Origin of the sequence: Leclercia sp. S52 (genome assembly GCF_039727615.1) — a bacterium.
Taxonomy (GTDB): Bacteria; Pseudomonadota; Gammaproteobacteria; order Enterobacterales; family Enterobacteriaceae; genus Enterobacter; species Enterobacter adecarboxylatus_B.
Genome location: NZ_CP152474.1, coordinates 497,647 through 521,923, shown reverse-complemented (window position 1 = coordinate 521,923; position 24,277 = coordinate 497,647). Strand labels below are relative to the sequence as shown.

The window sequence follows — 24,277 nt, the reverse complement described above, 5'->3', positions numbered from 1 at the left end:
AGCTCTCTTCAATTTAACAATGGGGAAATAGTGCGGCTCGATAATCTTAATATTATCTTTCCCCGTCCGTCGTAATTTTCATATCGCTATAAACACATATATTTCTTTTCAAGATAATTATGCCAATATTTTAACAATTTCGGTGTGATGACTAATGGCGCACATAGTGCCATTATAAAAAACAACGCATAAACTCCAAAAACCAATAATAGCACACCAACAAAAACACGATCTACTTCAAATTTATCAACAAGCGCTTTTATTTTTACGCGTTCTTTATCAAGCCCTACAGTTGTACACACCATAAAAAGCAAATCATAACTAATGTTGAAATTCTCGCTTAGATTTTGATAAGTATCAGAATGACAAACATCTTGGTTTAAACGCCATTGAGATTTATCAGGATAACTAATGGCATCATGCTCAGATAGAGTGAATTTTTCATTTGTGTCTATAAACTTAAGGTTAGTATAACCTTTTGGTGTTTCAATGACTATCTTTACTGTGTAATACGAAAACCCTCCAATTATCAAGGCAATGATAAAAGAGCAAGAAATTGCAACCTTTTTCTGTTTAGCTGATAAAGGTTTGATTTTTTCTAGCGGAATTTCTTTATAAAAGAAACGAAAAAGAAGAGAACTTACTCCAGCCTCCTTTACATAACCAGGGATTTCCTTGAAGAATTTTTTATTTGGTCTTAATGATTGATTATTAATTTGTAGTAAAGTAGCTAGAATTACACAAACCACGCCAGAAATAAGAGGCGTGTTTAATAAACTCCATAAACCATCATTTTCCATGATAACTCCATAAACTTTCATTTCCGAACAATATAAAGAAAATCATGTGAACAATTTTCTCCACCAAACAATACTTGCATTTCCCGATCACAACAGATTAATCATACAGATGCAATATTATATAAATAAAAGAGGTTCTAATGAAAGAATATCCGCTCTAGTTTTGGGTGCATAACAATACTCAAATAAAGCCATATCAGTATGACCTGCTCCCCGTTGATTAATACACCCCGATGTTAGTAATGTCTTCATAAGCCACATGAGGACATCCCCATGAAGAAGCGTTTTTCCGACGAACAGATCATCAGTATTCTCCGCGAAGCGGAAGCCGGAGTTTCTGCCCGCGAGCTCTGCCGTAAGCACGCCATTTCAGATGCCACCTTTTACACCTGGCGCAAGAAGTATGGCGGTATGGAGGAGCCCGAGGTTAAGCGGCTTAAATCTCTTGAAGAGGAGAACGCCCGCCTCAAGAAGCTACTTGCCGAAGCCATGCTGGATAAGGAGGCACTTCAGGTGGCTCTGGGGCGAAAGTACTGACGACAGGCCAGAAGCGGGAAGCCGTTGAGTTTATGTGTGATGCGACCGGTCTGTCGCAACGTCGTGCCTGCAGGCTTACAGGTTTGTCCCTGTCGACCTGCCGCTATGAGGCTCAGCGTCCGGCAGCTGATGCGCATTTATCAGGGCGCATCACTGAGCTGGCACTGGAGCGCAGGCGTTTTAGCTACCGCCGCATCTGGCAGCTGCTGCGTCGGGAGGGCCTTCACGTCAATCACAAGCGGGTATACCGTATTTACCACCTTAATGGACTGAGCGTAAAACGCAGACGACGCCGTAAAGGGCTGGCAACCGAACGGTTTCCGCTTCTGCGCCCAGATGCGCCGAACCTGACATGGTCGATGGATTTCGTTATAGACGCACTGGCCAACGGTCGGAGGATCAAGTGCCTGACCTGTGTGGATGATTTCACGAAGGAGTGTCTGACGATCACCGCTGCTTTCGGTATTTCAGGCGTTCAGGTCACGCGTATTCTGGACAGCATCGCGCTGTTTAGGGGCTATCCGGCGACAATAAGAACCGATCAGGGCCCGGAATTTACCTGCCGCGCGCTCGATCAATGGGCCTTTGAGCATGGTGTGGAACTACGGCTTATCCAGCCAGGTAAGCCAACGCAGAACGGATTTATTGAGAGTTTTAACGGACGCTTTCGCGATGAGTGTCTGAATGAACACTGGTTCATCGATATTCTTCATGCCCGGAAAACGATTAATGACTGGCGGCAGGATTATAACGAGTGCCGTCCCCATTCATCGCTGGATTACCAGACACCAGCTGAATTCGCAACGGACTGGCGAAACAGGAAATATGAAGAAAAACCAACCGACATTACTAACTGAAGGTTGTATCTAATCCTGGGGGCAGGTCACCACGATATGCAGCAAGACGAGTAAGAAACTCTGGGAACCGACTGGAGGGTAAAGCGGGGTAATGCCGCGCTTTGGTTGTCGATAGCGCACCGGCCATATCACTGGCTGGATTTGAGTCGATGTAATCATTCTGTACGGCGTAACGCATTATGGCTGAGACACGCTGAGCAACATCATGCTAACCACTGGCATCAACTTTTTTAATCGGGGCTAACAGGTAACTGGTTTTAAGCTGGCTAATGTCGGACGAACCGATATGAGGGAAAATATAAAGCTCAAGATAGCGAAGAACGCGCGATCGATGGTCTTCGCTCCAGCGCTTGTTACTGTCATGCCATTCACGAGCGATAGTTTCGAAAGTATATGCCCCCGAATTCTCAGCCTGAGCTTCTTTCTGTTCGGCTTTTGGGTCAATGCCCTGCACTAACAGCTTTTTAGCTTCATCTCGCTTTGCTCTTGCCTGCGCGAGCGTCACTGTAGGCCAAACACCAAAAGCGAGGCGATCCTTTTTTTGTCAGAGGGGCGTCGGTATTTCATGCGCCAGTATTTAGAACCCTTGGCCGAAACCTCAAGATACAAACCGCCGCCATCGGCCATTTTGTAGGTTGTGTCTTTTGGCTTTGCGGTCTCGATCTGTCTGGCGTTGAGCTTCATTTGGGGGCACATTTCTAATCGAAGTTAAGATGCCCCCAATTATGCCCCCATTAGCATCCGGATTTCAACGGACTACCTCGGACAACTTAGGACATAAAAACCGCTGCAAGCATTGATTTTAAAGGGTTTGGTGGACTTTCTCGGATGGTCTTGGAAGTACTAATGGTGCCGAAGGCCGGACTCGAACCGGCACGTATTTCTACGGTTGATTTTGAATCAACTGCGTCTACCGATTTCGCCACTTCGGCACTGAAGGGGATGCGGAAACGTTGTGGATTATACCTGTCGCGCGCCGCCATGCAAGCGGCGACGCGCTAAACCGCGCTAAGTGCCCAAAAAACCAGCGTCCCCTCAATCCTGCTCGGTCACCGCCATCCGAATCACCCTCGCCGCCTTCTGCTCCGGCAGTGCCAGCACCTTCCCCCACATCGCCTGCACCATCTCACAGGTGAGCTTCTCTTTACCCACTGCGTTCTCCGGCATCACCAGCAGCTGTATATCCTTACCGTACTTGCTGGACAAGGCCTGCATAATCGGCCGCACATCTTCCACCGCAGCAGCGTGTTCTTCCGGACTAACGGTGTGGCGATCTTTACCCCAGCCCGTGCGCATCATGTCGGCGTCGGCCTGCAGGCGGCGCTGCATCATCTCTTTATCCAGCACCCGCATCGGGTTGACGCCGCCCTTCACGGCAGGGAATAAAAAGCGGAAACAGGCATCGTCACTCACCTTCTGAATGGCGGCGGTCTGCTCCATGTTGATCGTCATCCAGGCCACCGCATTCGCGTCGGGGGCATATTGCAGTCGCGACATCTGCAGGTCGAGGATCTGCGGCTGGACCACGTCGATGATCTCCTGCTCAGACTCCCCCGCTTTCTGCATGGTGAGGATCTGCTCGCGGATGCGTGCCACAAATCGGGGGTCCTGCTCTTTCAGCACCTGCCAGGAGGGCATGGCGTTAAGGACGGTATCAAGTCGATGTTCGGGGGTGTTCTGCTGACGCTGCTTGTCGTAATAAACCCAGAAGGCCACTGCTGCGGAGATAACCGCTACCACTGCTATACGAGTCCACGCTCTTCTCATCGTTACGCATCCTTGATCCTTTAGCTATGCCGGTTTACACCGGCACGCCGCTATGGAAGCGAAACGCATTGTCCGGTGATGAGATCAGTGTGGCTTCTATTTCGCCAAAAAGCTGTATGCGCGGAGAGATATCGTTGTCGCTGACCTGTTGGGCAAGCGTCAGATAGTCCTGATAGTGCCGCGCCTCAGAGCGCAGCAGCGACAGGTAAAACTTCTGCAGATCCTCGTCGAGGAACGGCGCCAGCGCGGCGAAGCGTTCGCAGGAGCGCGCTTCGATATAGGCTCCGCAGATCAGCTTGTCGATCAGCGTCAGCGGCTCGTGGGTGCGCACGGCTGACAGCATCCCTTTGGCGTAGCGGCTGGCGGTGATTTTGACGTAGGGGATGTTGCGGGACAGCATCGCCTCGCGCACCTGCCAGAAGTGGTGCAGCTCCTCTTTGATCAGCAGCACCATGCTGTCGATAAGCAGCTGGCCCCAGGGGTCGTCGGTCTTCGGCATCACGCTTTTGCCAATCTGCTTATGCAGGGCGACAAAATCCGGTTCCGGGCCTTCGCGGAAGGTAAAGGCTTCGTAGGGCTTGAGCCACTCGAGCAGCGCGTCGGCACCGCTCTCATCGGCGACGTATTTTCGCACTAGCAGCAGCGCGGTCTGGGCGGCTTTGAGTTCGCACACCATATGGTCGGTGAGCAGCAGCGGCAGGTTAGCCGGGTCGCGGGCTTTATCAATCCACGCTTGCGGGGTCGGGCACTGGAGGAAGTTTAAAACAGGGGCGAGTATCTGCGGGTAATCCATTATTAAACCTTGCAAAGCGGCAGCCGAAGCTGCCGCGATAATACTTAGTGACGCACGCCGTCGTCGTCTTCATCAACGAAATCTTCGTCGTCGTCTTCGTCACCCTCTTCGCCGTTCGGATCTTCAAAGTAGGTGCCCCAGCCGTCGTATTCCACTTCAAAACGTTCGGCCAGGTCCATCAGCTGTTCAACCTGGGCGTCGATCAGCTCGGCTTTCAGCGCGCCTTCGCTCAGGATGTCGCAGCAGATGACGGTGTCGCCCTCTTCCACTTCCAGCTCTTCTGGCTCGGTCACTTCGTAACCCAGACGGAACGCTTCTACCGCCAGCTTTTCCAGCGCTTCGAAATCATCCGCAGAGAAATGGTGCTCGATGGTGTACAGCGCATCCGGATCGCTGCCGTCTTCCAGCAGTTCTTCAATAATCAGTCGCGTCTCTTCGCGCTGTTCTTCCAGCAGTTCTGGGTTTGCCATGGCTCGTTCCTCTTTAAAGTGCGGCAGATACTTCTATTTTCACACACGGATGTGTTTGCCTCCACCTTTGTAAGAAAGATTTGTGAAACGGGGTTGCAAGTGAATATTGATACAGATAAAGTGAATTTTAATTCAATAAGTGACCTTTGCCATGTGAGGATAAAATGTCTGAACTGTATAAAAAACATTTCCTGAAATTGCTCGATTTTACCCCTGCACAGCTCACCTCCCTGCTTGCCCTCTCGGCACAGCTGAAAGCCGATAAGAAAAAAGGGACTGAAGTACAGAAGCTTACTGGCAAAAACATCGCGCTCATCTTCGAAAAAGACTCAACCCGCACCCGATGCTCTTTCGAAGTTGCCGCATTTGACCAGGGCGCTCGCGTGACTTATCTCGGGCCGAGCGGCAGCCAGATTGGGCATAAAGAATCAATTAAAGATACCGCGCGCGTGCTGGGTCGGATGTATGACGGCATTCAGTATCGCGGCCATGGTCAGGAAGTGGTCGAAACCCTGGCGGAATTTGCCGGCGTACCGGTGTGGAACGGGCTGACCAACGAGTTCCACCCGACCCAGCTGCTGGCGGACCTGCTCACCATGCAGGAGCATCTCCCGGGCAAGGCCTTTAACGAGATGGTGCTGGTCTATACCGGCGACGCGCGTAACAACATGGGTAACTCGATGCTGGAAGCGGCGGCGCTCACCGGGCTGGATCTGCGTCTGGTGGCCCCGAAAGCCTGCTGGCCGGAAGCGAGCCTGGTGGCGGAGTGCAGCGCCCTGGCAGTGAAGAACGGCGGCAAAATCACCCTCACCGAAGACGTGGCGGCGGGCGTGAAGGGCGCAGGCTTTATCTATACCGACGTGTGGGTGTCGATGGGCGAAGCCAAAGAGAAGTGGGCAGAGCGGATTGCGCTGCTGCGTGGCTATCAGGTGAACAGCCAGATGATGGCGCTGACCGGTAACCCGAACGTGAAGTTCCTGCACTGTCTGCCGGCGTTCCACGACGACCAGACCACGCTGGGCAAGCAGATGGCGAAAGAGTTCGATCTGCACGGCGGGATGGAAGTGACGGACGAGGTATTTGAGTCGGCGGCGAGCGTGGTATTTGATCAGGCAGAGAACCGCATGCATACCATTAAAGCGGTAATGGTCGCCACTCTGGGTGAATAACCTCTGCGTTTAAATTAACGGGAGGGTTATCGCCCTCCTGCTCTTTATATTATCCGTCTGGATATTATTAATTTGCCCTCACCCGCACCTTACCGTAGGGGCATTTTTTAAAGATGCACTTTGTCGGGGCATCGCACGTCTCGCTCTCCGGCTCCCGATGGCCGGGGCAACTGGACATCTTGTGCATCACGCGCCACAGGGTATGGCTGTATTTGTCGATCTGCAGAATATTAATATCGCAGGGCTCGTCGTTAATAAATAAACGATTATAAATGACTTTTATCCGATCGCCGGGTTTAAAAAGCTGCTCGCCGTTATACCACAGAATATATTTATGATTATGCTGAGTGAGAATTTTTGAAAATAACGTTCCAGTAGCCGGACTGGCAATTGTACCCAAAGAGATCCATGTTTTCGAAGCAGTCATAAAATACCTTTTAAACGAGCCATGCAGAATGCGGAAAGCCATACGGTTAATGAGTGTAAAAGAACAATTAAAATGTGAGTAATAGGCACAGCCTATCTTTTTAATTCGGATCCATAAGCATCAGATATGACTTAAGTCAAATTTCACCGCCTCTGTTGCCAATGCCGATATTGAGATCGGCCGAGGCCGCGCCTGCCGGGTCGATTGATTTTTCAGCGTAAACAGGGTACGTTTTGGCCTTAATTCCAGCGCGGATGTCCGATCTTATGCCTATTATTCAATCTGTTGAACGTGCCTTACAGATCCTCGATCTGTTTAACGAACAGGCGACGGAACTCAAAATCACCGACATCAGTAAACAGATGGGCCTGAGCAAGAGCACCCTTCACTCGCTGCTTAAAACCCTGCAGCTGCACGGCTATATCGATCAGAATCCGGAGAACGGTAAATATCGCCCGGGCATGAAGCTGGTCGAGCGCGGCCACTTTGTGGTGAGCACCATGGATATTCGCCAGAAGGCGAAGCACTGGCTGACGGAGCTGTCGGAGCGCACCGGGCAGACCACCCATCTGGGCATTCTGGACGGGCGCGAAGGGGTTTATATCGAGAAGATTGAAGGCAAGCTGGCGGCCATCGCCTACTCGCGCATTGGCCGTCGCCTGCCGGTGCATGCCACCGCTATTGGCAAAGTGCTGATCGCCTGGCTGAGCGACGCCGAGCTGAACACCCTGCTGGAGGGTTATCAGTACACCACCTTTACTCCCGCGACCCTGGCCTCACGCGAGGCGCTGCTGGCCGCGCTGGCGCAAACCCGCGAGCAGGGTTATGCCCTCGACAGTGAAGAGAACGAACAGGGGGGTGCGCTGCGTGTCGGTTCCGGTGCGTAACCATGAATCCCGCGTGATCGCCGCCCTGAGCCTGTCGACCCTCACCTCCCGCGTCAGCGATGAGGAACTGACCCACTTCCGCGAGCAGCTGCAGGAGGCCGGGCGCCAGCTCTCACGCGCGCTGGGCTACCCGGCCTGAGCCGTTATACCGGCTCGTAGGTGAAATAGTCGAAGTCGGCGTGGCAGCCATCACCGCTGATATCCTCGCAGTGCAGCCCGACAAAGGCGCCGGTAAAGAAGCCGCGCCCGCCGATATAGTCATCCGACAGCTTCCACGCCTCGTACGTCACCGGCACGGTGTGCCACGTTTCGCCGTCGAATGAGTAGCTGTAGCGGTAGACCAGCTTATCCACGTCAACGCGCAGCCAGATGCTCTGCGCCTCATCCGGCACCGGAATGGGCTGCTCGTGCAGCGGCCACGACGGCACGTTGTGGTCAAGCTGGATCACCTTGATGGTTCTGCCCTGCCCCTCCTCGTAATCGACAAAGCAGTAGCTCCAGTTTTTGCTGTTGTAGTAGCAGGTCAGGCCCGCGCTCTGCTGGAAGTGACGCGGGGCGAACTCCATTCGCGTTTCGGCGCGGAAAGTGAAGTGCTGCCAGCGGCGCGCCACGGTGGACTGGGTGAAGGTCGAGTTGAGGGAGTCGTTGCCGTACAGGCGTAAAAAGCCTTTACGCGCCCGCAGGGAGCCGAGACTCTCGTCGAACGGAATGCGCAGGGTCTGCAGCTCCGGGTCGAGGCGCTCGCCGTCGAAATCGTCCCGCCAGTCGGGCTGCACCGCGCTCGGGCTCTCGGTCATTTGCGGGCCTGGCACCGTCAGTTGGGCATGTTTACCCCCTTCCACGTACGGCCAGCCGTCGCGCCACTCGATGCGTGCGATCCCCGTCTCACGCCCCAGCGAGCAGTATCCGCGCCCGCCAGCTCCCAGCAGCGGAATACCCGGCAGACGCTGCGGGCGGCTGGTGAGATAGGCCATGTACCACTCCCCGGTGTGGGTCTGGAGCAGCGAGCCGTGGCCGCTTTTTTGCAGCGGGTTCTCCGGCAGGTGCCAGCTGGTCATCATGGTCACCTCCGGGTGCAGCTCATACGGGCCGTCCAGATTTTTTGCGCGCAGCACCACTACCGCGTGTTCGTAGCTGGTGCCCCCTTCGGCGACCATTAAATAGTACCAGCCGTCCTTGCGGTAAATATGCGCCCCTTCGGTGTAGCACAGCGGCGTGCCGGTGAAGAGGGTTTTACGCTCGGGCGACAGGGTGCGGGTCTGCGGATCAAACTCCTGCATCACGATGGTGTTATGCGGGTTGCTGTGATGGCGCGGCCCCCAGGGGCGATAGATGTAGTATTTGCGGCCATCGTCGTCGTGGAACAGGGAGGGATCGAACCCGCCGTTGCCCATCGGGATCGGCTCACTCCACGGGCCCTCGATGGAGGGGGCCGTCACCAGGAAGTTACGCCCGTTTTTCCACGGCGAATCGACAATTTTCACATCGGTATAGAGCAGCCAGAACTGCCCGTCGGCGTAGCTCAGGCACGGGGCCCAGATGCCGCCGGAATCCGGATTGCCCTTCATATCCAGCATCGACACGCGATCCAGCGGCGTGCTCACCAGCCGCCAGTTTTTCAGGTCGCGGGAGTGGTAGATACGCACGCCCGGGAACCACTCAAAGGTCGAGGTGGCGATGTAGTAATCCTCGCCCTGACGGCACATCGAGGGGTCCGGGTTGAAGCCGGTCAGAATCGGGTTGGTAATGGTGTACATAGTGCCTCCTCCTTAATGAGATGCCGCCGTCGCCGCGTCGGGGATAGCTTCGCCCTGCGCCGCACGATGTTTGAGTAACTGCTGGCTGATGGCTTCCACTCGCGCATCCGAGAGCTTATAGAACGACAGCATGGTAAACATGCCCACGTAGAGCACCACCGGCACCACGCAGAACAGAATTTTGATGGTGGTTAACACCTCAACCGGCTGGACGCTGTTGCTGGCGGAGTAGTTGACGTACGCCAGGATCCAGCCCACCACCGCGCCACCAATCGCCAGGCCGATCTTCAGGCTGAACAGGTAGGTCGAGAACACCAGCCCGTCGAGACGGCGGCCGCTGCGGCTCTCTTCGTAATCCACCACGTCGGAGGCCATCAGCCACTGCAGCGGCGTGGTGGTGTTAAAGACAAACAGGAACAGAATGTTAAGGGCGAAAATCAGGGCCATATGTTCGGCCGGGGTGAAGAAAATCAGCAGGCTGATCAGGGAGTAGATGACGATAATCCACTTGAAGGCCTTCACGCGGTCGAAACGGCCCAGCAGGCGGGAGGAGCAGAGCGAGCCGAACATGGTGGCGATGCTGCCGTACAGCAGGAACTGGGTCGCCATCTCCGGATGGTCCATCACGTATTTCACGAAGTAGAGCGTCGCCCCGCCGCGCACCACGTTGGAACAGGTGGCCATCATCTTGAAGGCGCACATGATCCGCCACTGGCTGTTGCCGAGCAGCAGCCTGAGATCTTTCGCCACCGACGATCCCGGCTGCACCTCAAAGGTGTAGCGCTCTTTGGTGGTGAAGAAGCAGACGTACAGCAGCACCACGCCGCTCAGCCCCAGCACGCACATCGCGCCAAAGTAGCCAAGCTGTTCGTTGCCTCTGCCGATGATCCCTACCAGCGGCAGGGCAATGCCGCTGATCGCCAGCGATCCCGCCGCAGCGAGGAAGAAGCGCCACGACTGCAGGGCGTGACGCTCTTTCGGATCGGCGGTGATCACTCCCGGCATGGCGCAGTACGGCACGTTGACGAAGGTGTAGACCAGGGTCAGCAGGATGTAGGTGACGCAGGCGTAAATAATTTTGCCGTTGGCGGAGAAATCCGGGGTGTAGAACGTCAGCATGCAGACGATGCCAAACGGGATCGCGCCCCACAGCAGGAACGGGCGGAACTGGCCGTGGCGGGTGCGTGTGCGGTCCACCAGCAGCCCCATCAGCGGATCGGTTACCGCATCCAGCACGCGGGAGACTAAAAACAGCGTCCCCATGATCCCGGCAGAGAGGCCAAACACATCGGTGTAGAAGTAGGCGAGCAGGAACATGGTTGCCTGCCAGACAAAGCCGCAGGCGGTATCACCCAGCCCGTAGCCAATTTTATCTTTCATGGTTAATTGCATCATCAGATATACACCCTTATTTCGTGTGCTGAATTCACAACATCGTGTTAATGGAGTGTAATGAGCCGTTCAATTAACCAGCAATGGTCATATCTTGTTTCTGAATTACGTTATTTTGCTTTTGTGATGCCGCGCGATATATATCAACTTATTGTTTTAAATGATAAATAAAAACAAACGAAAACAGCCCGCGGGATATTTCCCGCAGGCTAAAACCGTTAAAAATATAATTACAGCCCGAGCGCTTTTTTACCTGCGTTAATTACCTCGATAATTTTATCGGTATCGTAAATACAGCCTTTCCAGGTCCCGCCGCTGACCGACTGTAATGCTGCCCACAGGCGCGTATCGTCGGGTAAAAAATCATGGGCGTGCATTTCCGGATGCGGCAAACGACGCGCCAGCTCCATCGCCCCCTCTTGCGGCGTGAGCGGTACCTCCCGCGTGCCGATAAAGTTGACGCTGCCGGTCAGGGAGAGGCGGTCCACCGCAATTTCGATGATGTCGTTATCGCGCAGCTTGCCAATCGGGCCACCGGCCAGCGCTTCGGGGGCCACATGGCCAAAACAGGCGCCGGTCGAGACGCCCGAGAAGCGGGCATCGGTGATCAGCGATACCGTTTTACCCCAGGAGACATGCTTGAGCGCCGAGGTCAGCTGGTAGGTCTCTTCCATCCCGGTACCGGACGGTCCACCGCCGATCACCACCATGATGTCGCCCTGTTCGATCTCGCCGCTTTTGATCGCCTTGATCGCCCGGGCTTCCGAGACAAACACCCGCGCCCGGCCGGTGTGGCGATAAACCCCATCTTCACCCACCACCGACGGGTCGATGGCCGTGGCCTTGATCACCGATCCTTCCGGGGCGATGTTGCCCACCGGGAAGGCCACCGTGGAGGTGAGTCCGCGAGCTTTGGCGCGCTCCGGGGGCAGGATCACATCGTCCGGATCGACGCCGTCCTGCTCGCGCAGGCACTGGCGGAAGCGCTCCCGGCGTTCCGAGGCCTGCCACCAGTCGAGGTTCTCCCCCACGGTCTGGCCGGTGACGGTCATGGCATCCAGATGCAGCAGACCGAGATCGCGCAGATGGAGCATCACCTCCGGCACGCCACCGGCGAGGAACGCCCGCACCGTCGGGTGATAATCCGGCCCGTTCGGCAATACGCTCACCAGCCGCGGCACCTTACGGTTGATCCGCGTCCAGTGGTCAACGTCAGGAATAGTGCAGCCCGCCGCATGGGCGATGGCCGGAATATGCAGCAGAAGGTTGGTGGAGCCGCCGAACGCGGCGTGGATCACCATCGCGTTCTCAATGGCTTTGTCGGTGAGGATATCGCGGGTGGTGATGCCGCGGTTATCCAGCTCAACCACCGCCCGCGCGGACTGGCGGGAGATCTCCAGCCACACGTCCTGCCCGGACGGGGCCAGCGCCGAGTGCGGCAGTGCCAGACCCAGGGCTTCGGCCACCACCTGGGAGGTGCCTGCGGTGCCCAGGAACTGGCAGCCGCCGCCCGGTGAGGCGCAGGCGCGGCAGCCCAGCTCGGCGGCCTCCTGCAAGGAGAGTTCATGGTTGGCGTAACGCGCCCCGATGGTCTGCACCTTCCCGGCGTCCTCGCCGAAAGTTGGCGGCAGCGTGGCCCCGCCCGGCACCAGGATGGTCGGCAGGTTGTGCATCGACGCCAGCGCAATCATGGTGGCGGGCAGGCCTTTGTCGCAGGTCGCCACGCCAATCACCGCCCGGCGCGTGGGCAGGGAGCGGATAAGACGACGAAATACAATCGCCGCATCGTTGCGGTACGGCAGGGAGTCAAACATGCCGTGCGTGCCCTGCGAGCGCCCGTCGCACGGGTCGCTGACAAAGGCAGCAAAGGGGATCCCGCCGTTGCGGGTGATCTCTTTTGCCGCGGCCTGCATCTGCAGGCCGATCTCCCAGTGCCCGGTGTGATAGCCCAGCGCCACCGGCCGGCCGTCGCCCGCGCGGATCCCGCCCTGGGTGCCGATAATCAGCACCTCTTTGCCGGTGAGTTTGTTGGCATCCCAGCCCATCCCGGCGTTCTGCGTCATGCCAAACAGGTTGCCGCTCGGGGATTCCATCAGCATCTGCGGGGTCAGGGGCAGTGCCCCCTGCGGCCCCGCCGCGTGGGTGATCACCGAATAGAAGGCGTCATCCTGCGGGGTAAAAATCTTCTCTATCGACATCGTGACCTTCCGGTTCAGCAGAGCTTGAGCTGTTGCAGCAGCGCTTTCAGCTGCGCCTTGCGCGGTTCATCCAGCGGCCCGGCAGGCGGCAGCACGTGAGTGGAGACCGGGCGCACGCAGAGCGCAATCGCCTCTTTAATCACGTTCACGAACGGGGCATCCAGCTGATACATCTGCGGGATTTGCAGCAGGGTCTGATGATAGTGCGCCGCCTGCGCCAGGTCACCGTCGCGGAAGGCCTGCAGCAGTTTCACGGAGATCTGCGGGGCAAAGTTGCCGCTGGCCGAGATCGCCCCATCGCCGCCCAGCAGCAGGGTGTTGAACAGGTGATCGTCATAGCCGCACAGCACCACAAAGTGCGGGTGCGCCGCCTTAACGGTGAGGATCATGCTGCGCAGATGGGCCACGGAGTCGATGGTGTCTTTAATCCCGACAATATTGCGGCGGGAGTCCACCAGGGTTTTGACCAGCGCCGGGGTCAGATCCTGCCCGGTCAGGGCCGGGAAGTTATAGAGGATCACCGGCAGGGTGACGCTGTCGGCCACCTGCTCGAAGTAGCGGATCAGGTTCGCTTCAGAGACTTTCCAGTAGTAAGGATTGATCACCACGATGCCGTCTGCGCCGATCTGCTGCGCATGCTGGCTCAGTTCAATGGTTTCCCGGGCGTTGGTGCCGCCGGTGCCGATCAGCACCGGCACGCGACGATCCACATGGGCAACGGCAAATTCGGCGATCGCTTTACGCTCGTCGGTGTTGAGCTGGGAAAACTCCCCGCCGCTGCCTAAAAAGAACAGGCCATTGACCCCTGCGTCGATCATGCTGTCGATTAACGCGGCGGTACCGGCTTTATCCAGTGCGCCGTCGGCGGTGAAAATAGTGGAGACGGGAGGAATAATCCCCGAGAACTGTACGGTCTGCTGCATGCGATCTCCTTGCTGACTCATTTTGTTCTACATTATAGAACAGTGTTCGTTTATTTAACGATCATACTATGACGCAGAAAAAGCGCAGGACAATGGGAGGAGGAGAAGGAGTGCGGGAAATTTAAGCTGGATCACAGAATGGGTGCGGAGCCGTCGGTGCCCCTCACCCCGGCCCTCTCCCCATAGGGGCGAGGGGGAAAAGAAAGTTCCCTCTCCCTTTGGGAGAGGGTTAGGGTGAGGGAAAATCACCCCACCAGCATCTTAACAACCACCTTGCGCACCTGCGCCGGATTACCCACCGCGCACAGCGGTTTGTGCACTTCGCCCGGGTAGAAGACCACGAAATCGCCTTCGTTCAGCACCACGGTTTTCTCCTGCTCGCCTTCCGGCAGAAACGCGATGTCTTTATCCGCCAGCCAGTCGGTGTCCGGGGTGCCGTTTGGCAGGGTGCTGAAGGTCATTCCTTCCTGGCCTTTCAGCACGATCTGGATGTCCAGATAGCGGGCGTGATACTCCGCGCGACGCTCGGCGAACGGCTGGGTCATGTCTTCGGAGACCAGATAGAACAGGTTATTGCCGTCGATATCGTGCTTGCCGGTTGGGGTCGCGTCAGTCACGTTTGCTTTAACGTGGTCGATCGCCTGACGCAGCGCTTGCGGCAGCCAGGACTGGAGGTTGTGAATGTTGCCAACGATCATGGTGAAATCCTCAATATAAAACATCGTTTCATTTTCAACTTTTATACGAGAATTACAGCTGCCATACCACCCCTTTTTGTCCGGGATTTGCTCTTGCGCATAACCATGCATACGGAAACCTTTACCTTGCGTAAAGTGTGCATTATTCGCTTGATCCGCGATTCAGGCTGCGTATAATGCCCCACAATTTGCCAGGAGGAAGCATGCTCAAACATGTTCGACAGAGTGCCGTAGCGCGTCTTAAAACAGACGCTGGCCTGCCGTTTTTCTTCCCGTTGCACCCCCTATTCCAGAAGCCCCTCATTTGAGGGGCTTTTTTTTTGCCCGGCGTCAGGAGATAAAAATGAATCCCCTTTATCAAAAACACATCATTTCCATCAACGACCTCAGCCGTGAAGAGCTGGAGCTGGTTCTGGCAACCGCGGCAAAACTGAAAGCCAATCCGCAACCGGAGCTGCTGAAGCACAAGGTAATCGCCAGCTGCTTCTTTGAAGCCTCCACCCGTACCCGCCTGTCGTTCGAGACCTCCATTCACCGTCTGGGCGCCAGCGTGGTGGGCTTTTCCGACAGCAGCAATACGTCGCTGGGCAAGAAAGGCGAGACCCTGGCCGACACCATCTCGGTGATCGGTACCTACGTTGACGCCATCGTGATGCGTCACCCGCAGGAGGGCGCCGCGCGTCTGGCGACCGAGTTCTCAGGCGGGATCCCGGTGCTGAACGCCGGGGACGGCGCAAACCAGCACCCGACCCAGACCCTGCTGGATCTGTTCACCATTCAGGAGACCCAGGGCCGTCTGGAGAACCTGAACATCGCCATGGTCGGTGACCTGAAATATGGCCGCACCGTCCACTCTCTGACCCAGGCGCTGGCGAAGTTCAACGGCAACCGCTTCTACTTCGTCGCCCCGGACGCGCTGGCGATGCCGCAGTACATCCTCGATATGCTCGATGAGAAAGGTATCCAGTGGAGCCTGCACGCCAGTATCGAAGAGATGATGGCCGAGGTGGATATTCTGTATATGACCCGCGTGCAGAAAGAGCGTCTGGATCCGTCGGAGTACGCCAACGTGAAGGCGCAGTTCGTCCTGCGCGCCAGCGATCTCGAAGGGGCACGCGGCAACATGAAGGTACTGCACCCGCTGCCGCGTATCGATGAGATCACCACCGACGTAGATAAGACGCCGCACGCCTGGTACTTCCAGCAGGCCGGAAACGGCATCTTCGCCCGCCAGGCGTTACTGGCACTGGTTCTGAATCGCGACTTAGCTCTGTAAGGGGAAATGACCATGACACACGATAACAAACTCCAGGTCGAAGCCATCAAACGTGGCACCGTAATTGACCATATCCCTGCGCAGGTGGGCTTCAAGCTGCTGACCCTGTTCAAACTGACCGAAACCGACCAGCGCATCACCATCGGCCTGAACCTGCCGTCGGGCGAGATGGGCCGTAAGGACCTGATCAAGATCGAGAACACCTTCCTGACCGACGAGCAGGTTAACCAGCTCTCCCTCTACGCGCCGGACGCCACCGTCAACCGCATCGACGACTACGAAGTGGTGGGCAAATCCCGCCCAAGCCTGCCGGATCGCATCGAGAGCGTGCTGGTGTGCCCGAACAGCAACTGCATTAGCCACGCTGAGCCGGTTAACTCCTGTTTTGCAGTGAAAAAACGCGTCAATGACATCGCGCTCAAATGCAAATACTGCGAAAAAGAGTTTTCCCATAATGTGGTGCTGGCCAACTAATCCGGGTGGTAATGCATGCCTGCCTCTTTATAATGGCAGGCCTACTCACAACGCTGTAATTCAGGAGAAATCATGACCAAAGTACTCGCGACGGAAAATGCACCTGCAGCTATCGGCCCATACGTTCAGGGCGTTGATCTTGGCAGCATGATCATCACCTCCGGCCAGATCCCGGTGAACCCAAAAACCGGTGAAGTGCCGGAAGACGTCTCTGCGCAGGCGCGTCAGTCGCTGGAAAACGTCAAAGCGATCGTGGAATCCGCTGGCCTGAAAGTGGGCGACATCGTCAAAACCACGGTCTTCGTGAAAGATCTCAACGACTTCGCCACCGTTAACGCGACTTACGAAGCCTTCTTCACCGAGCACAACGCCGGCTTCCCGGCGCGCTCCTGCGTGGAAGTGGCGCGTCTGCCAAAAGACGTGAAAATCGAAATTGAAGCGATTGCCGTACGTCGCTAAGCGTTTATTTTAATATGCAAAAGGCAGCCCCGGCTGCCTTTTTTATTTCCTGGATACACAGAGCGAAATATCCTTCAAGCATTTTCACTATTCTTTTTCATCGCAGCTTGAAATGACTAATTTTTTATTCCGGACGACACTAGCCGTGCCCAAAAAGCATTAATCCCCTTTAATGGAATAAAAAATGAAACTTTCAAAAATTGCGTTGGCACTTGCCACACTCACGGTTGCTTCATCGGCTTTAGCACATGGTTATGTAGAATCCCCGGCCAGCCGCGCTTATATGTGTAAGCTCGGTAAAAATATCGACTGCGGTACTGTTCAATATGAACCACAGAGCGTTGAACGCACCTCTGGCTTCCCGACTGGCGCCCTGCCGCCGGATGGCCAGCTGGCCAGCGCCGGTATTTCACAGTATTCCCAGCTGGATCGCCAGAGCCTGAATGCCTGGACCAAAACCCCTATTACAGCGGGTGCAAATAAATTTACCTGGTACCATACCGCACCACATAAAACCGTTAACTGGCGCTGGTATATTACCAAGCAAGACTGGAATCCAAATAAACCGCTGACCCGCGATCAATTTGAATCCACGCCATTCTGTACCGTTAACGGTAATGGCCAGGCGCCAGCTCAGCGTCAGGAAATGAATTGTAATGTTCCACAGCGTACTGGCTACCAGGTTATTTACGCGGTATGGGAAATTGCGGATACCACTAATAGCTTCTACCAGGCGATCGACGTTGATTTCGGCAACGGCGGCAACGTAACGCCAGACGAAACCCCGGCAGTGGTTTCCGAGTGGACCAAATCTCTCGACGGCCAGATCTCCGGTAATAACGTCAACGCAGGCGACAAAGTGATCGCTCGCTTCTTCGACGCAAACGGCGAAGTGACCTCCATGCGTACCGAGCTGACCGTCTCCTCTGCATCCCAGGGTCAGGCAAGCCAGTGGTCCTACGACCTGGCGCAGGCGATCAACGCAGCACACAGCGATGTGCGCGTCGGTATGAAAGATGAGAGCGGCGTGGTTAACCCGGTTCACGGCGCGAACAACGTCTACGTGAAAGACGGTAGCTCCCTGAAATCTGTCGCCATCTCTTATGAAGAGCAGCAGACTCAGGCCAGCGAAGATATCGCTGTAACCAACGTACAGTTCAGCAAAATCAAAGACGGTGCGGCAACCGTGACCTTCCACGTGAACACCCAGGGTGATGTAAACCTGGAAGCCCGTGTGATGAACCACGCTGGTGCTGAAAAAGGCTATGTGAAGCAGGACATGAACAACGCCAACCAGGATGTGACCATGAACCTGTCTGACGTGACTCCAGGTCACCACATGCTGAAATACTACGCCACCAATAAAGATGGCGTGCTGTTCGCGCAGGACGTGATTGACATGATGCTGGAAGGCGAAGCGTCAAGCACCGACAACGGTACTGCGGGCAACTACGAGTTCACCTTCCCACAGAACATCGCCTCCTACAAAGCAGGCACCGTGGTGCTGCAGCCGAAAAATGGCAAAACTTACCAGTGTAAGAAAGCGCCATACAACGGCTACTGCGTCCAGTACGCAGCCGGCGCTAACCAGTTCGAACCGGGTGTAGGTTCCCACTGGCAGATGGCGTGGACCCTGAAGAACTAAGTTCTCTTCATGCCCGGCGAAAAGGCCGGGCATAGAGGTTCGTGCGGCCTGTGTGCCGGGGGCGCTTCGCTTGCCCGGCCTACGGGTTGGTGCGGTTTGTTTGTCCGACAAACGAAACCGTACGGATTTTGTAGGCCGGGTAAGGCGAAGCCGCCACCCGGCATTTTTTACTGATTGCGCGTCGCGCGCAGCAGTTTCTCCAGCGGATAAACCGCCGCAATCACCACTTCATCCTGGATCTGCGCCGCCTTATCCAGCTCCCCCTGAATCGACGCAATCTCGGTATCGTCCAGCGTCCCCTGTCGCGCCACCAGATCCGTTAAGCGCAGCCCTATCGCCGCCAGCTTATCCACCGTCTGAATCACCGGTTTCAACGCCTTCAGCTGATAGCTGTTCTCGGCCTGCGCCAGCGCGTCGGGCGTATTGGTCTGCCAGCGGGTAAACAGATGACGCAGCGACTCCGCGCTTTCGCTGTCTTCGGCATCGCTCACCAGCCGCTCCACCCAGCGGTTCATCTGCCGCACCGTACTGCTTTCCGGCGTCAGCGCGTCGGCCAGGCGGTTCAACGGCTCAAAAAGATCGTAATTCCCGGCCTGGAACTTAAGATGGTTGCGGGTGTAGTACTGGGCAGGCTCCAGCGCCTGGGCAAGGATGTTCAGCGCCATGGTGTCGGTGGTGTTCCCCAGACGGGTAAACTGCACCTGCTGACGGGCATGCTGCTGTAGCCCCACCGATACGGTCGACCAGCTGTCCATCGCCTGCAGGCGGGTGTACATGTTATCCACATCGTTCACCTCCTGCGCCGACCACAGCCGCTCCGCTACCGCAAACGCCCGCGGCCAGAGCTTGATATCCAGCACCGGAGCCGCAACGTTTTCCGCCCACAGCGCCGCCTCGCCGCCCAGCAGATTGGCCTGCTGGCTGGCGTCCGGCACCGCCGGGGCGATCCCTTCCGGCACCGCATCCAGCCGCTGGCCCGTCACCGGATAACGGCTGTTGCTCAGCAGGAAATAGCCCTCAATCTTGTCGTCTTTCACCGTCACCACCGGGCGGGTCTTCCCCATCCAGGTATCGACGGTAAAGCTCACCTGGTTGTCGCTGCGCCAGTCGATGTCCTGCACCGCCCGCCGCGATTTGCCGTTGAAATCGATAAACCCGCGCCAGCCCGCGTCGCCTTTCACCAGCGTAAAGCTTCCCTCCAGCGGCTTGCCCTTCAGGCGCGGCAGGGTGAATGACCAGCTCTGGGCGCTGTCGCGGTCGGTAATGACATCCACGTTGTTCAGCCCTTGGGGGAGGATCTCATTGCGGTAGTGATAGGCGGTGTACTGGGGCTGATCGAGATAAAAACCGGTGGAGAGGATCCCTTTGTAGCCCTGCTTCGCCACCTCGCCCAGCGCGTCCTGCCCCTGCCAGGACTGGATCAGAATGCTTTTCGGCAGATCCGGGTGGAAGATCTCATCCCAGCCCACCATCTGACGCTGGTTTTTCTCGAGGATCGTCTCCAGCTTGCGGTTGAAGTACGCCTGCAGGGCGTGGCTGTCGGCCAGCTTGTTGTCGCGCATAAACTGCTGGATGGCAGGATTCGCTTTCCACTGGCTGTCGTCCACCTCATCGCCGCCGATGTGCAGGTAGGGATCCGGGAAGATCGCCGCCAGTTCGGCGATCATCGTGCTGGCGAAGGTATAAGTGGCCTCTTTGGTGGGATCCATCACCGGCTTAAGTACGCCCCAGTGACGCTCCATCTGGTAGGGACCCGGAGCGCTCATCAGCTCCGGATAAGCGACTGCAATGGCCGAAGCGTGGCCGGGCATGTCAATTTCCGGCACCACGCGAACGCCACGTGCGGCGGCGTAGCGCACCACGTCACGCATCTGATCCTGGGTGTAGAACAGGCCGTCGCTGGCGAGCTCGGTCAGTTTCGGGTAGCGCTTCGAGGCAAAGCGCCACCCCTGATCGTCGGTTAAGTGCCAGTGCAGCACGTTGAGCTTCGCCGCCGCCATACCGTCGATCTGGCGCTTGATGTCCTCCAGCGGAATAAAGTGGCGGGCCGAGTCGAGCAGCAGGCCGCGCCACGGGAAGCGCGGCGCATCCTCAATGGCGACCCACGGCAGGGAGGTGTTCTCCGGTCCGTTCTGGATCAGCTGCAGCAGGGTCTCCATCGCCCGCAGGGCGCCGAAGCGGGTGTTGGCGGTGATATTTACCCCGCTGGCGTCAACGGTGAGTTTATAGCTTTCATCGCTGTCCGGTTTAGGCAGCGGGGCCACCTTCCGGGCGATGGCGATGGTTACCGTCGGTTTTTCGGGTTTGTCGACCTGGGGCTGGAGGGTCCAGCCGGTTTGCAGCGCCACCCGCTGGCGCAGACGCGTTACCGCATCGCCGAGATCGTCCCCGGAGACGCTGACGGAGAAGGTATTGTTGATGACCAGCGCGCCCTGGGTAGCAGGACGTTCAACCTTCGCAGGCCAGGGCATCAGGGGGAGATCGCCCACCGGGGCGGCAAACGCAGAAAAACCGAGCATAAGCCCGGCGGTCAGGAGGCTGTACCGTAACATGAATGTTCCTTATTTGACGGGCCGAAAAAAGGAAAAACATTCTGTTAACATGTGCGCAAATTAGCGTCAAGCGCGGCGGGTGATGAAGATCACAGGTTGTTGAATTTGGGACAAAAGCGATGTGCCGGGTGGCGGCCTCGCCTTACCCGGCCTACGTGAGGATCGTAGGCCCGGTAAGCGCAGCGCCACCGGGCTTTTTTTTACTGCCACCCGTACCGGCGCGCATAGAACCCTTTCACTATCTGGGTCAGCACCATGTACCCCGCGAGGATCGCCACCAGCCACGGGAAGTAGCTCAGCGGCAGGGCCTGCAGCTGCAGATAGCCCGCCAGCGGCGAGAACGGCAGCGCAATGCCGAGCACCATCACCAGCCCCGTCATCAAGATCAGCGGCCAGGCGGCGCGACTCTGGAGGAACGGGATCCGACGCGTGCGGATCATATGCACAATCAGCGTTTGCGACAGCAGCCCGACCACGAACCAGCCGGACTGGAACAGGGTCTGCTGTTCCGGGGTGTTGGCGTGGAACACAAACCACATCAGGCAGAAGGTCAGAATGTCGAAGATCGAGCTGATCGGGCCGAAAAAGAGCATGAACCGGCCGAGTTCTGACGGATCCCAGCGCTGCGGCTTCTGGATCTGATCCTCGTCGACGTTATCGAAGGGGATCGCCACCTGGGAGACATCGTACATCAGGTTCTGGATCAGCAGATGCAGCGGCAGCATCGGCAGGAACGGCAGGAACGCGCTTGCCACCAGCACGCTGAAGACGTTGCCGAAGTTCGAACTGGCGGTCATTTTGATGTACTTGAGCATGTTGGCGAAGGTGCGGCGGCCTTCGATTACTCCCTCCTCCAGCACCATCAGGCTCTTCTCCAGCAGGATGATATCCGCCGCTTCCCGGGCGATATCCACCGCGCCGTCGACCGAAATCCCGATATCCGCCGCACGCAGCGCGGGAGCATCGTTAATACCGTCTCCCATAAAGCCCACCACGTGCCCCTCGCGCTTCAGCAGGGTGACGATGCGCTCCTTGTGCATCGGGGTCAGGCGCGCGAACAGCGTGGTGCGCTTCGCCAGTGACGCCAGGTCGTCATCGGAGAGGGTTTCGATCTCGCTGCCCGTTACTACCTCGCCCGCGTCCAGCCCCACTTCGCGGCACACTTTGGCCGCCACCAGCTCGCTGTCGCCGGTGAGGATCTTCACCGTGATACCGCTGTTTTTCAGCGCCTTGAGCGCCGGGGCGGTGGTCTCTTTCGGCGGATCGAGGAAGGCGATATAGCCTTCGAGGATCAGATCCGATTCGTCGATGCGCTGGTAATCCCCGACACGTGCCGGCAGGAACTTGCTGGCCACCGCCACCACTCTTAGCCCCTGGCGGTTGAGATTGTCGGTGACGCGACGGATGCGCCGCAGCATGCTGTCGTCCAGCGGGACAATCTCGCCGTTATGCCACACCTGGGTGCAGACGCTGAGGATCTCCTGCAGCGCCCCTTTGCAGATCAGCTGATGCACGCCCTGCTCTTCACTGACCACCACCGACATGCGGCGGCGCTCGAAATCAAAGGGGATCTCATCCACCTTCTGCCAGCGGGTTGAGAGGGTGCGGGCGGCGGCTTCATCAACGCCTTCGAGCACCGCAACGTCGAGCAGGTTCTTCAGCCCGGTCTGGTAGTGGCTGTTCAGCCAGGCGGTATTCAGCACCCGCTCGCAGACCTTGCCCGACACGTCGGTGTGGTGCTCCAGCACGATCTTGTCCTGGGTCAGGGTGCCGGTTTTGTCGGTGCAGAGAATATCCATCGCACCAAAGTTCTGGATGGCGTCGAGGTGCTTGACGATCACCTTTTGCTTCGAGAGTTTTACCGCTCCGCGCGCCAGGGTCGAGGTGACGATCATCGGCAGCATCTCCGGGGTGAGCCCCACCGCCACCGAGAGCGCAAACAGCGCCGCTTCCCACCAGTCGCCTTTGGTGTAGCCGTTAATCAGCAGTACCACAGGGGTCATCGCCAGCATAAAGCGGATCAGCAGCATGCTGACGCGGCCTATTCCCTGCTGGAAGGCGTTAGGTTCGCTCTCCTGCTCGCTGACGCGCCCGGCGAGCTGCCCAAACCAGGTATTGCCCCCGGTGGCGATCACCATCGCCTGCGCCGTGCCGCTGACCACCGTGGTGCCCATAAAGCACAGGGTGTCGCACTCCAGCGGGTTGCTCTGCTGCGGATCGCGGCTGTGGGCGACCTTCTCCACCGGCAGGGATTCGCCGGTCAATGAGGCCTGGGCCACGAACAGATCCCGGGCCTGGAGAATACGCAGGTCCGCCGGGATCATGTCCCCGGCCGCCAGCTTCACCAGATCCCCCGGCACCAGCTGGTCAATGGGCACCTCCCGCCAGCCGCTTTCCCCTTTGTCGTTAAGGGTGCGTATGACGGTGGCGGTGTTGCTGACCATCGCCTTCAGGGCATCCGCCGCCCGGGTGGAGCGGGCCTCCTGGATAAAGTTCAGCAGCGTGGAGATGCCCACCATCAGGGCGATCACCCCGGCGGCAAACAGGTCTTCGGTGGCATAGGAGATAACGCCCAGCACCGTCAGCAGCAGGTTGAAGGGGTTGCGGTAGCAGGCCCACAGATGCACCCACCAGCGGGCCGGTTTTTGCGCCGGGATCTGATTCTCGCCGTGCGTGGCGCGGGCGGCCTGAACCTCAGCGGCCGTCAGCCCTTCCGGGTGGCTGGCAAAGGTCCGCCACAGGGCGGGCTCTTCCATCGCGGCCACCCGCAGACAGTGGGCGGCCAGCGCGCCGGGGATAACGGTATCGGTTTTGCCCGTCGCCATCGGGTCGCGCTGCACCAGACGGCGCGGCAGGTGGCGGCTCAGCCGGGCCAGCAGCTGTTGTGTGAAACTTTTGAACATAACACGTCCCCCGCACCCGTGAAAACGGGCGCAGTTTTGCCTTCAGACGTGACAAAGCCACGCCTGAGCGGCGGTATCAGTTATGCAGGAACGTTGAATAACGTCACTGCCTTACGCATCCGGTAAGGCAGTGAGACCAGGCTTACCGGAAAGAAAGGGTTCTCCCTCGCGGGAGAGGGGTGGGATCGGGATCCATGTCGCCTCCGGTAAGTAAAAAAAGGTAAGTCGGCGCGCAGTATAGTGTTTTAGCCATACCGTTCGTGACAATTCGGGCGGTATGATACCGCCCGGGC

19 protein-coding genes, 1 tRNA gene and 2 pseudogenes are annotated in these 24,277 nt (G+C 57.2%); 8 read left to right on the top strand and 14 right to left on the bottom strand.

The genetic code is table 11. The features are described from left to right. Window positions 1-86: 86 nt before the first annotated feature. Complete coding sequence (locus tag AAHB66_RS02435; protein ID WP_347115096.1) at window positions 87-800, bottom strand: hypothetical protein; 714 nt, start codon at window positions 798-800, stop codon at window positions 87-89. Between the two features lie 273 nt (window positions 801-1,073). Between AAHB66_RS02435 and AAHB66_RS02430 the strand changes: the two genes are divergently transcribed. After that, a protein-coding gene (locus AAHB66_RS02430; RefSeq protein ID WP_347115095.1) for an IS3 family transposase occupies window positions 1,074-2,194 on the top strand; the annotation gives its coding sequence in 2 pieces (ribosomal slippage) (window positions 1,074-1,332 and window positions 1,332-2,194; 1,122 coding nt in all). A 28-nt stretch (window positions 2,195-2,222) separates the two neighbouring features. Here AAHB66_RS02430 and AAHB66_RS02425 read toward each other — a convergent pair. From AAHB66_RS02425 to rraB, 5 genes and pseudogenes are all read right to left on the bottom strand, one after another. Beyond that, window positions 2,223-2,878 (bottom strand): annotated as a pseudogene (locus AAHB66_RS02425) (integrase arm-type DNA-binding domain-containing protein); the annotation flags it as partial. Between the two features lie 163 nt (window positions 2,879-3,041). Continuing rightward, window positions 3,042-3,126 (bottom strand) — tRNA-Leu (locus tag AAHB66_RS02420). A 103-nt stretch (window positions 3,127-3,229) separates the two neighbouring features. Continuing rightward, the gene (locus AAHB66_RS02415) at window positions 3,230-3,961 is read right to left on the bottom strand and encodes a topoisomerase II (protein ID WP_347115094.1); all 732 of its coding nucleotides are present in this window, start codon (window positions 3,959-3,961) and stop codon (window positions 3,230-3,232) included. A 34-nt stretch (window positions 3,962-3,995) separates the two neighbouring features. After that, window positions 3,996-4,754: a tRNA isopentenyl-2-thiomethyl-A-37 hydroxylase MiaE gene (gene miaE / locus AAHB66_RS02410; protein ID WP_347115093.1), complete on the bottom strand. Its 759-nt coding sequence runs from the start codon at window positions 4,752-4,754 to the stop codon at window positions 3,996-3,998. A gap of 44 nt (window positions 4,755-4,798) precedes the next feature. Beyond that, window positions 4,799-5,224 carry a ribonuclease E inhibitor RraB gene (gene rraB / locus AAHB66_RS02405; RefSeq protein ID WP_032616269.1) on the bottom strand — a complete coding sequence of 142 codons (426 nt, stop codon included), beginning with the start codon at window positions 5,222-5,224 and terminating at the stop codon, window positions 4,799-4,801. 164 nt (window positions 5,225-5,388) lie between these two features. Here rraB and argF point away from each other — a divergent pair, with 164 nt between their 5' ends. Continuing rightward, window positions 5,389-6,393 carry an ornithine carbamoyltransferase gene (gene argF, locus AAHB66_RS02400; RefSeq protein WP_347115091.1) on the top strand — a complete coding sequence of 335 codons (1,005 nt, stop codon included), beginning with the start codon at window positions 5,389-5,391 and terminating at the stop codon, window positions 6,391-6,393. A gap of 67 nt (window positions 6,394-6,460) precedes the next feature. On the opposite strand, the gene AAHB66_RS02395 is transcribed toward argF, so the two are convergent. After that, on the bottom strand, window positions 6,461-6,820 hold the full coding sequence (locus tag AAHB66_RS02395; protein ID WP_347115090.1) for a hypothetical protein: 360 nt from the start codon (window positions 6,818-6,820) through the stop codon (window positions 6,461-6,463). Window positions 6,821-7,086: 266 nt separating this feature from the next. Here AAHB66_RS02395 and AAHB66_RS02390 point away from each other — a divergent pair. Continuing rightward, window positions 7,087-7,846: pseudogene (locus tag AAHB66_RS02390) on the top strand (IclR family transcriptional regulator). Window positions 7,847-7,850: 4 nt separating this feature from the next. On the opposite strand, the gene AAHB66_RS02385 reads toward AAHB66_RS02390, so the two are convergent. The 5 genes from AAHB66_RS02385 to AAHB66_RS02365 form a co-directional block, all read right to left on the bottom strand. After that, on the bottom strand, window positions 7,851-9,464 hold the full coding sequence (locus AAHB66_RS02385) for a glycoside hydrolase family 43 protein (RefSeq protein WP_347115088.1): 1,614 nt from the start codon (window positions 9,462-9,464) through the stop codon (window positions 7,851-7,853). 12 nt (window positions 9,465-9,476) lie between these two features. Next, window positions 9,477-10,859 (bottom strand): MFS transporter, encoded by a 1,383-nt coding sequence (locus tag AAHB66_RS02380; RefSeq protein WP_347115087.1) that lies wholly within the window; start codon window positions 10,857-10,859, stop codon window positions 9,477-9,479. 227 nt (window positions 10,860-11,086) lie between these two features. Next, entirely contained in the window at window positions 11,087-13,054 is a 1,968-nt protein-coding gene (locus AAHB66_RS02375; protein ID WP_347115086.1) for a YjhG/YagF family D-xylonate dehydratase, read from the bottom strand. A 14-nt stretch (window positions 13,055-13,068) separates the two neighbouring features. Continuing rightward, window positions 13,069-13,977 carry a dihydrodipicolinate synthase family protein gene (locus AAHB66_RS02370; RefSeq protein ID WP_347115084.1) on the bottom strand — a complete coding sequence of 303 codons (909 nt, stop codon included), beginning with the start codon at window positions 13,975-13,977 and terminating at the stop codon, window positions 13,069-13,071. Between the two features lie 245 nt (window positions 13,978-14,222). Continuing rightward, complete coding sequence (locus tag AAHB66_RS02365; protein ID WP_337016700.1) at window positions 14,223-14,675, bottom strand: YhcH/YjgK/YiaL family protein; 453 nt, start codon at window positions 14,673-14,675, stop codon at window positions 14,223-14,225. A 203-nt stretch (window positions 14,676-14,878) separates the two neighbouring features. Between AAHB66_RS02365 and AAHB66_RS02360 the strand changes: the two genes are divergently transcribed. The 5 genes from AAHB66_RS02360 (at window position 14,879) to gbpA (ending at window position 18,529) form a co-directional block, all read left to right on the top strand. Further along, complete coding sequence (locus AAHB66_RS02360; protein WP_347115083.1) at window positions 14,879-14,983, top strand: pyrBI operon leader peptide; 105 nt, start codon at window positions 14,879-14,881, stop codon at window positions 14,981-14,983. 35 nt (window positions 14,984-15,018) lie between these two features. Then, a complete protein-coding gene (pyrB, locus tag AAHB66_RS02355) occupies window positions 15,019-15,951 on the top strand; it encodes an aspartate carbamoyltransferase (RefSeq protein ID WP_347115082.1) in 933 nt (310 codons plus the stop codon). A gap of 12 nt (window positions 15,952-15,963) precedes the next feature. After that, window positions 15,964-16,425 (top strand): aspartate carbamoyltransferase regulatory subunit, encoded by a 462-nt coding sequence (gene pyrI / locus AAHB66_RS02350; RefSeq protein ID WP_347115081.1) that lies wholly within the window; start codon window positions 15,964-15,966, stop codon window positions 16,423-16,425. Window positions 16,426-16,497: 72 nt separating this feature from the next. Continuing rightward, the gene (gene ridA, locus AAHB66_RS02345; protein WP_142488020.1) at window positions 16,498-16,884 is read left to right on the top strand and encodes a 2-iminobutanoate/2-iminopropanoate deaminase; all 387 of its coding nucleotides are present in this window, start codon (window positions 16,498-16,500) and stop codon (window positions 16,882-16,884) included. A 184-nt stretch (window positions 16,885-17,068) separates the two neighbouring features. After that, on the top strand, window positions 17,069-18,529 hold the full coding sequence (gene gbpA / locus AAHB66_RS02340) for an N-acetylglucosamine-binding protein GbpA (protein ID WP_347115080.1): 1,461 nt from the start codon (window positions 17,069-17,071) through the stop codon (window positions 18,527-18,529). Window positions 18,530-18,696: 167 nt separating this feature from the next. Here the strand turns inward: gbpA and AAHB66_RS02335 are convergent, their stop codons facing one another. Both AAHB66_RS02335 and mgtA read right to left on the bottom strand, forming a co-directional pair. Then, a complete protein-coding gene (locus tag AAHB66_RS02335; protein ID WP_347115079.1) occupies window positions 18,697-21,081 on the bottom strand; it encodes a family 20 glycosylhydrolase in 2,385 nt (794 codons plus the stop codon). A gap of 200 nt (window positions 21,082-21,281) precedes the next feature. Continuing rightward, a complete protein-coding gene (mgtA, locus tag AAHB66_RS02330; protein ID WP_347115077.1) occupies window positions 21,282-23,984 on the bottom strand; it encodes a magnesium-translocating P-type ATPase in 2,703 nt (900 codons plus the stop codon). Window positions 23,985-24,277 lie beyond the last annotated feature (293 nt).

Excerpts from the sequence above, each read along its gene's own strand:
- argF (WP_347115091.1), top strand. The coding sequence starts at position 5,389 with ATGTCTGAACTGTATAAAAAACATTTCCTGAAATTGCTCGATTTTACC.
- AAHB66_RS02380 (WP_347115087.1), bottom strand. The coding sequence starts at position 10,859 with ATGATGCAATTAACCATGAAAGATAAAATTGGCTACGGGCTGGGTGAT.
- AAHB66_RS02385 (WP_347115088.1), bottom strand. The coding sequence starts at position 9,464 with ATGTACACCATTACCAACCCGATTCTGACCGGCTTCAACCCGGACCCC.
- AAHB66_RS02365 (WP_337016700.1), bottom strand. The coding sequence starts at position 14,675 with ATGATCGTTGGCAACATTCACAACCTCCAGTCCTGGCTGCCGCAAGCG.
- miaE (WP_347115093.1), bottom strand. The coding sequence starts at position 4,754 with ATGGATTACCCGCAGATACTCGCCCCTGTTTTAAACTTCCTCCAGTGC.
- AAHB66_RS02435 (WP_347115096.1), bottom strand. The coding sequence starts at position 800 with ATGGAAAATGATGGTTTATGGAGTTTATTAAACACGCCTCTTATTTCT.
- AAHB66_RS02335 (WP_347115079.1), bottom strand. The coding sequence starts at position 21,081 with ATGTTACGGTACAGCCTCCTGACCGCCGGGCTTATGCTCGGTTTTTCT.
- AAHB66_RS02360 (WP_347115083.1), top strand. The coding sequence starts at position 14,879 with ATGCTCAAACATGTTCGACAGAGTGCCGTAGCGCGTCTTAAAACAGAC.
- AAHB66_RS02415 (WP_347115094.1), bottom strand. The coding sequence starts at position 3,961 with ATGAGAAGAGCGTGGACTCGTATAGCAGTGGTAGCGGTTATCTCCGCA.
- AAHB66_RS02375 (WP_347115086.1), bottom strand. The coding sequence starts at position 13,054 with ATGTCGATAGAGAAGATTTTTACCCCGCAGGATGACGCCTTCTATTCG.
- rraB (WP_032616269.1), bottom strand. The coding sequence starts at position 5,224 with ATGGCAAACCCAGAACTGCTGGAAGAACAGCGCGAAGAGACGCGACTG.
- pyrI (WP_347115081.1), top strand. The coding sequence starts at position 15,964 with ATGACACACGATAACAAACTCCAGGTCGAAGCCATCAAACGTGGCACC.
- mgtA (WP_347115077.1), bottom strand. The coding sequence starts at position 23,984 with ATGTTCAAAAGTTTCACACAACAGCTGCTGGCCCGGCTGAGCCGCCAC.
- AAHB66_RS02370 (WP_347115084.1), bottom strand. The coding sequence starts at position 13,977 with ATGCAGCAGACCGTACAGTTCTCGGGGATTATTCCTCCCGTCTCCACT.
- pyrB (WP_347115082.1), top strand. The coding sequence starts at position 15,019 with ATGAATCCCCTTTATCAAAAACACATCATTTCCATCAACGACCTCAGC.
- AAHB66_RS02395 (WP_347115090.1), bottom strand. The coding sequence starts at position 6,820 with ATGACTGCTTCGAAAACATGGATCTCTTTGGGTACAATTGCCAGTCCG.
- gbpA (WP_347115080.1), top strand. The coding sequence starts at position 17,069 with ATGAAACTTTCAAAAATTGCGTTGGCACTTGCCACACTCACGGTTGCT.
- ridA (WP_142488020.1), top strand. The coding sequence starts at position 16,498 with ATGACCAAAGTACTCGCGACGGAAAATGCACCTGCAGCTATCGGCCCA.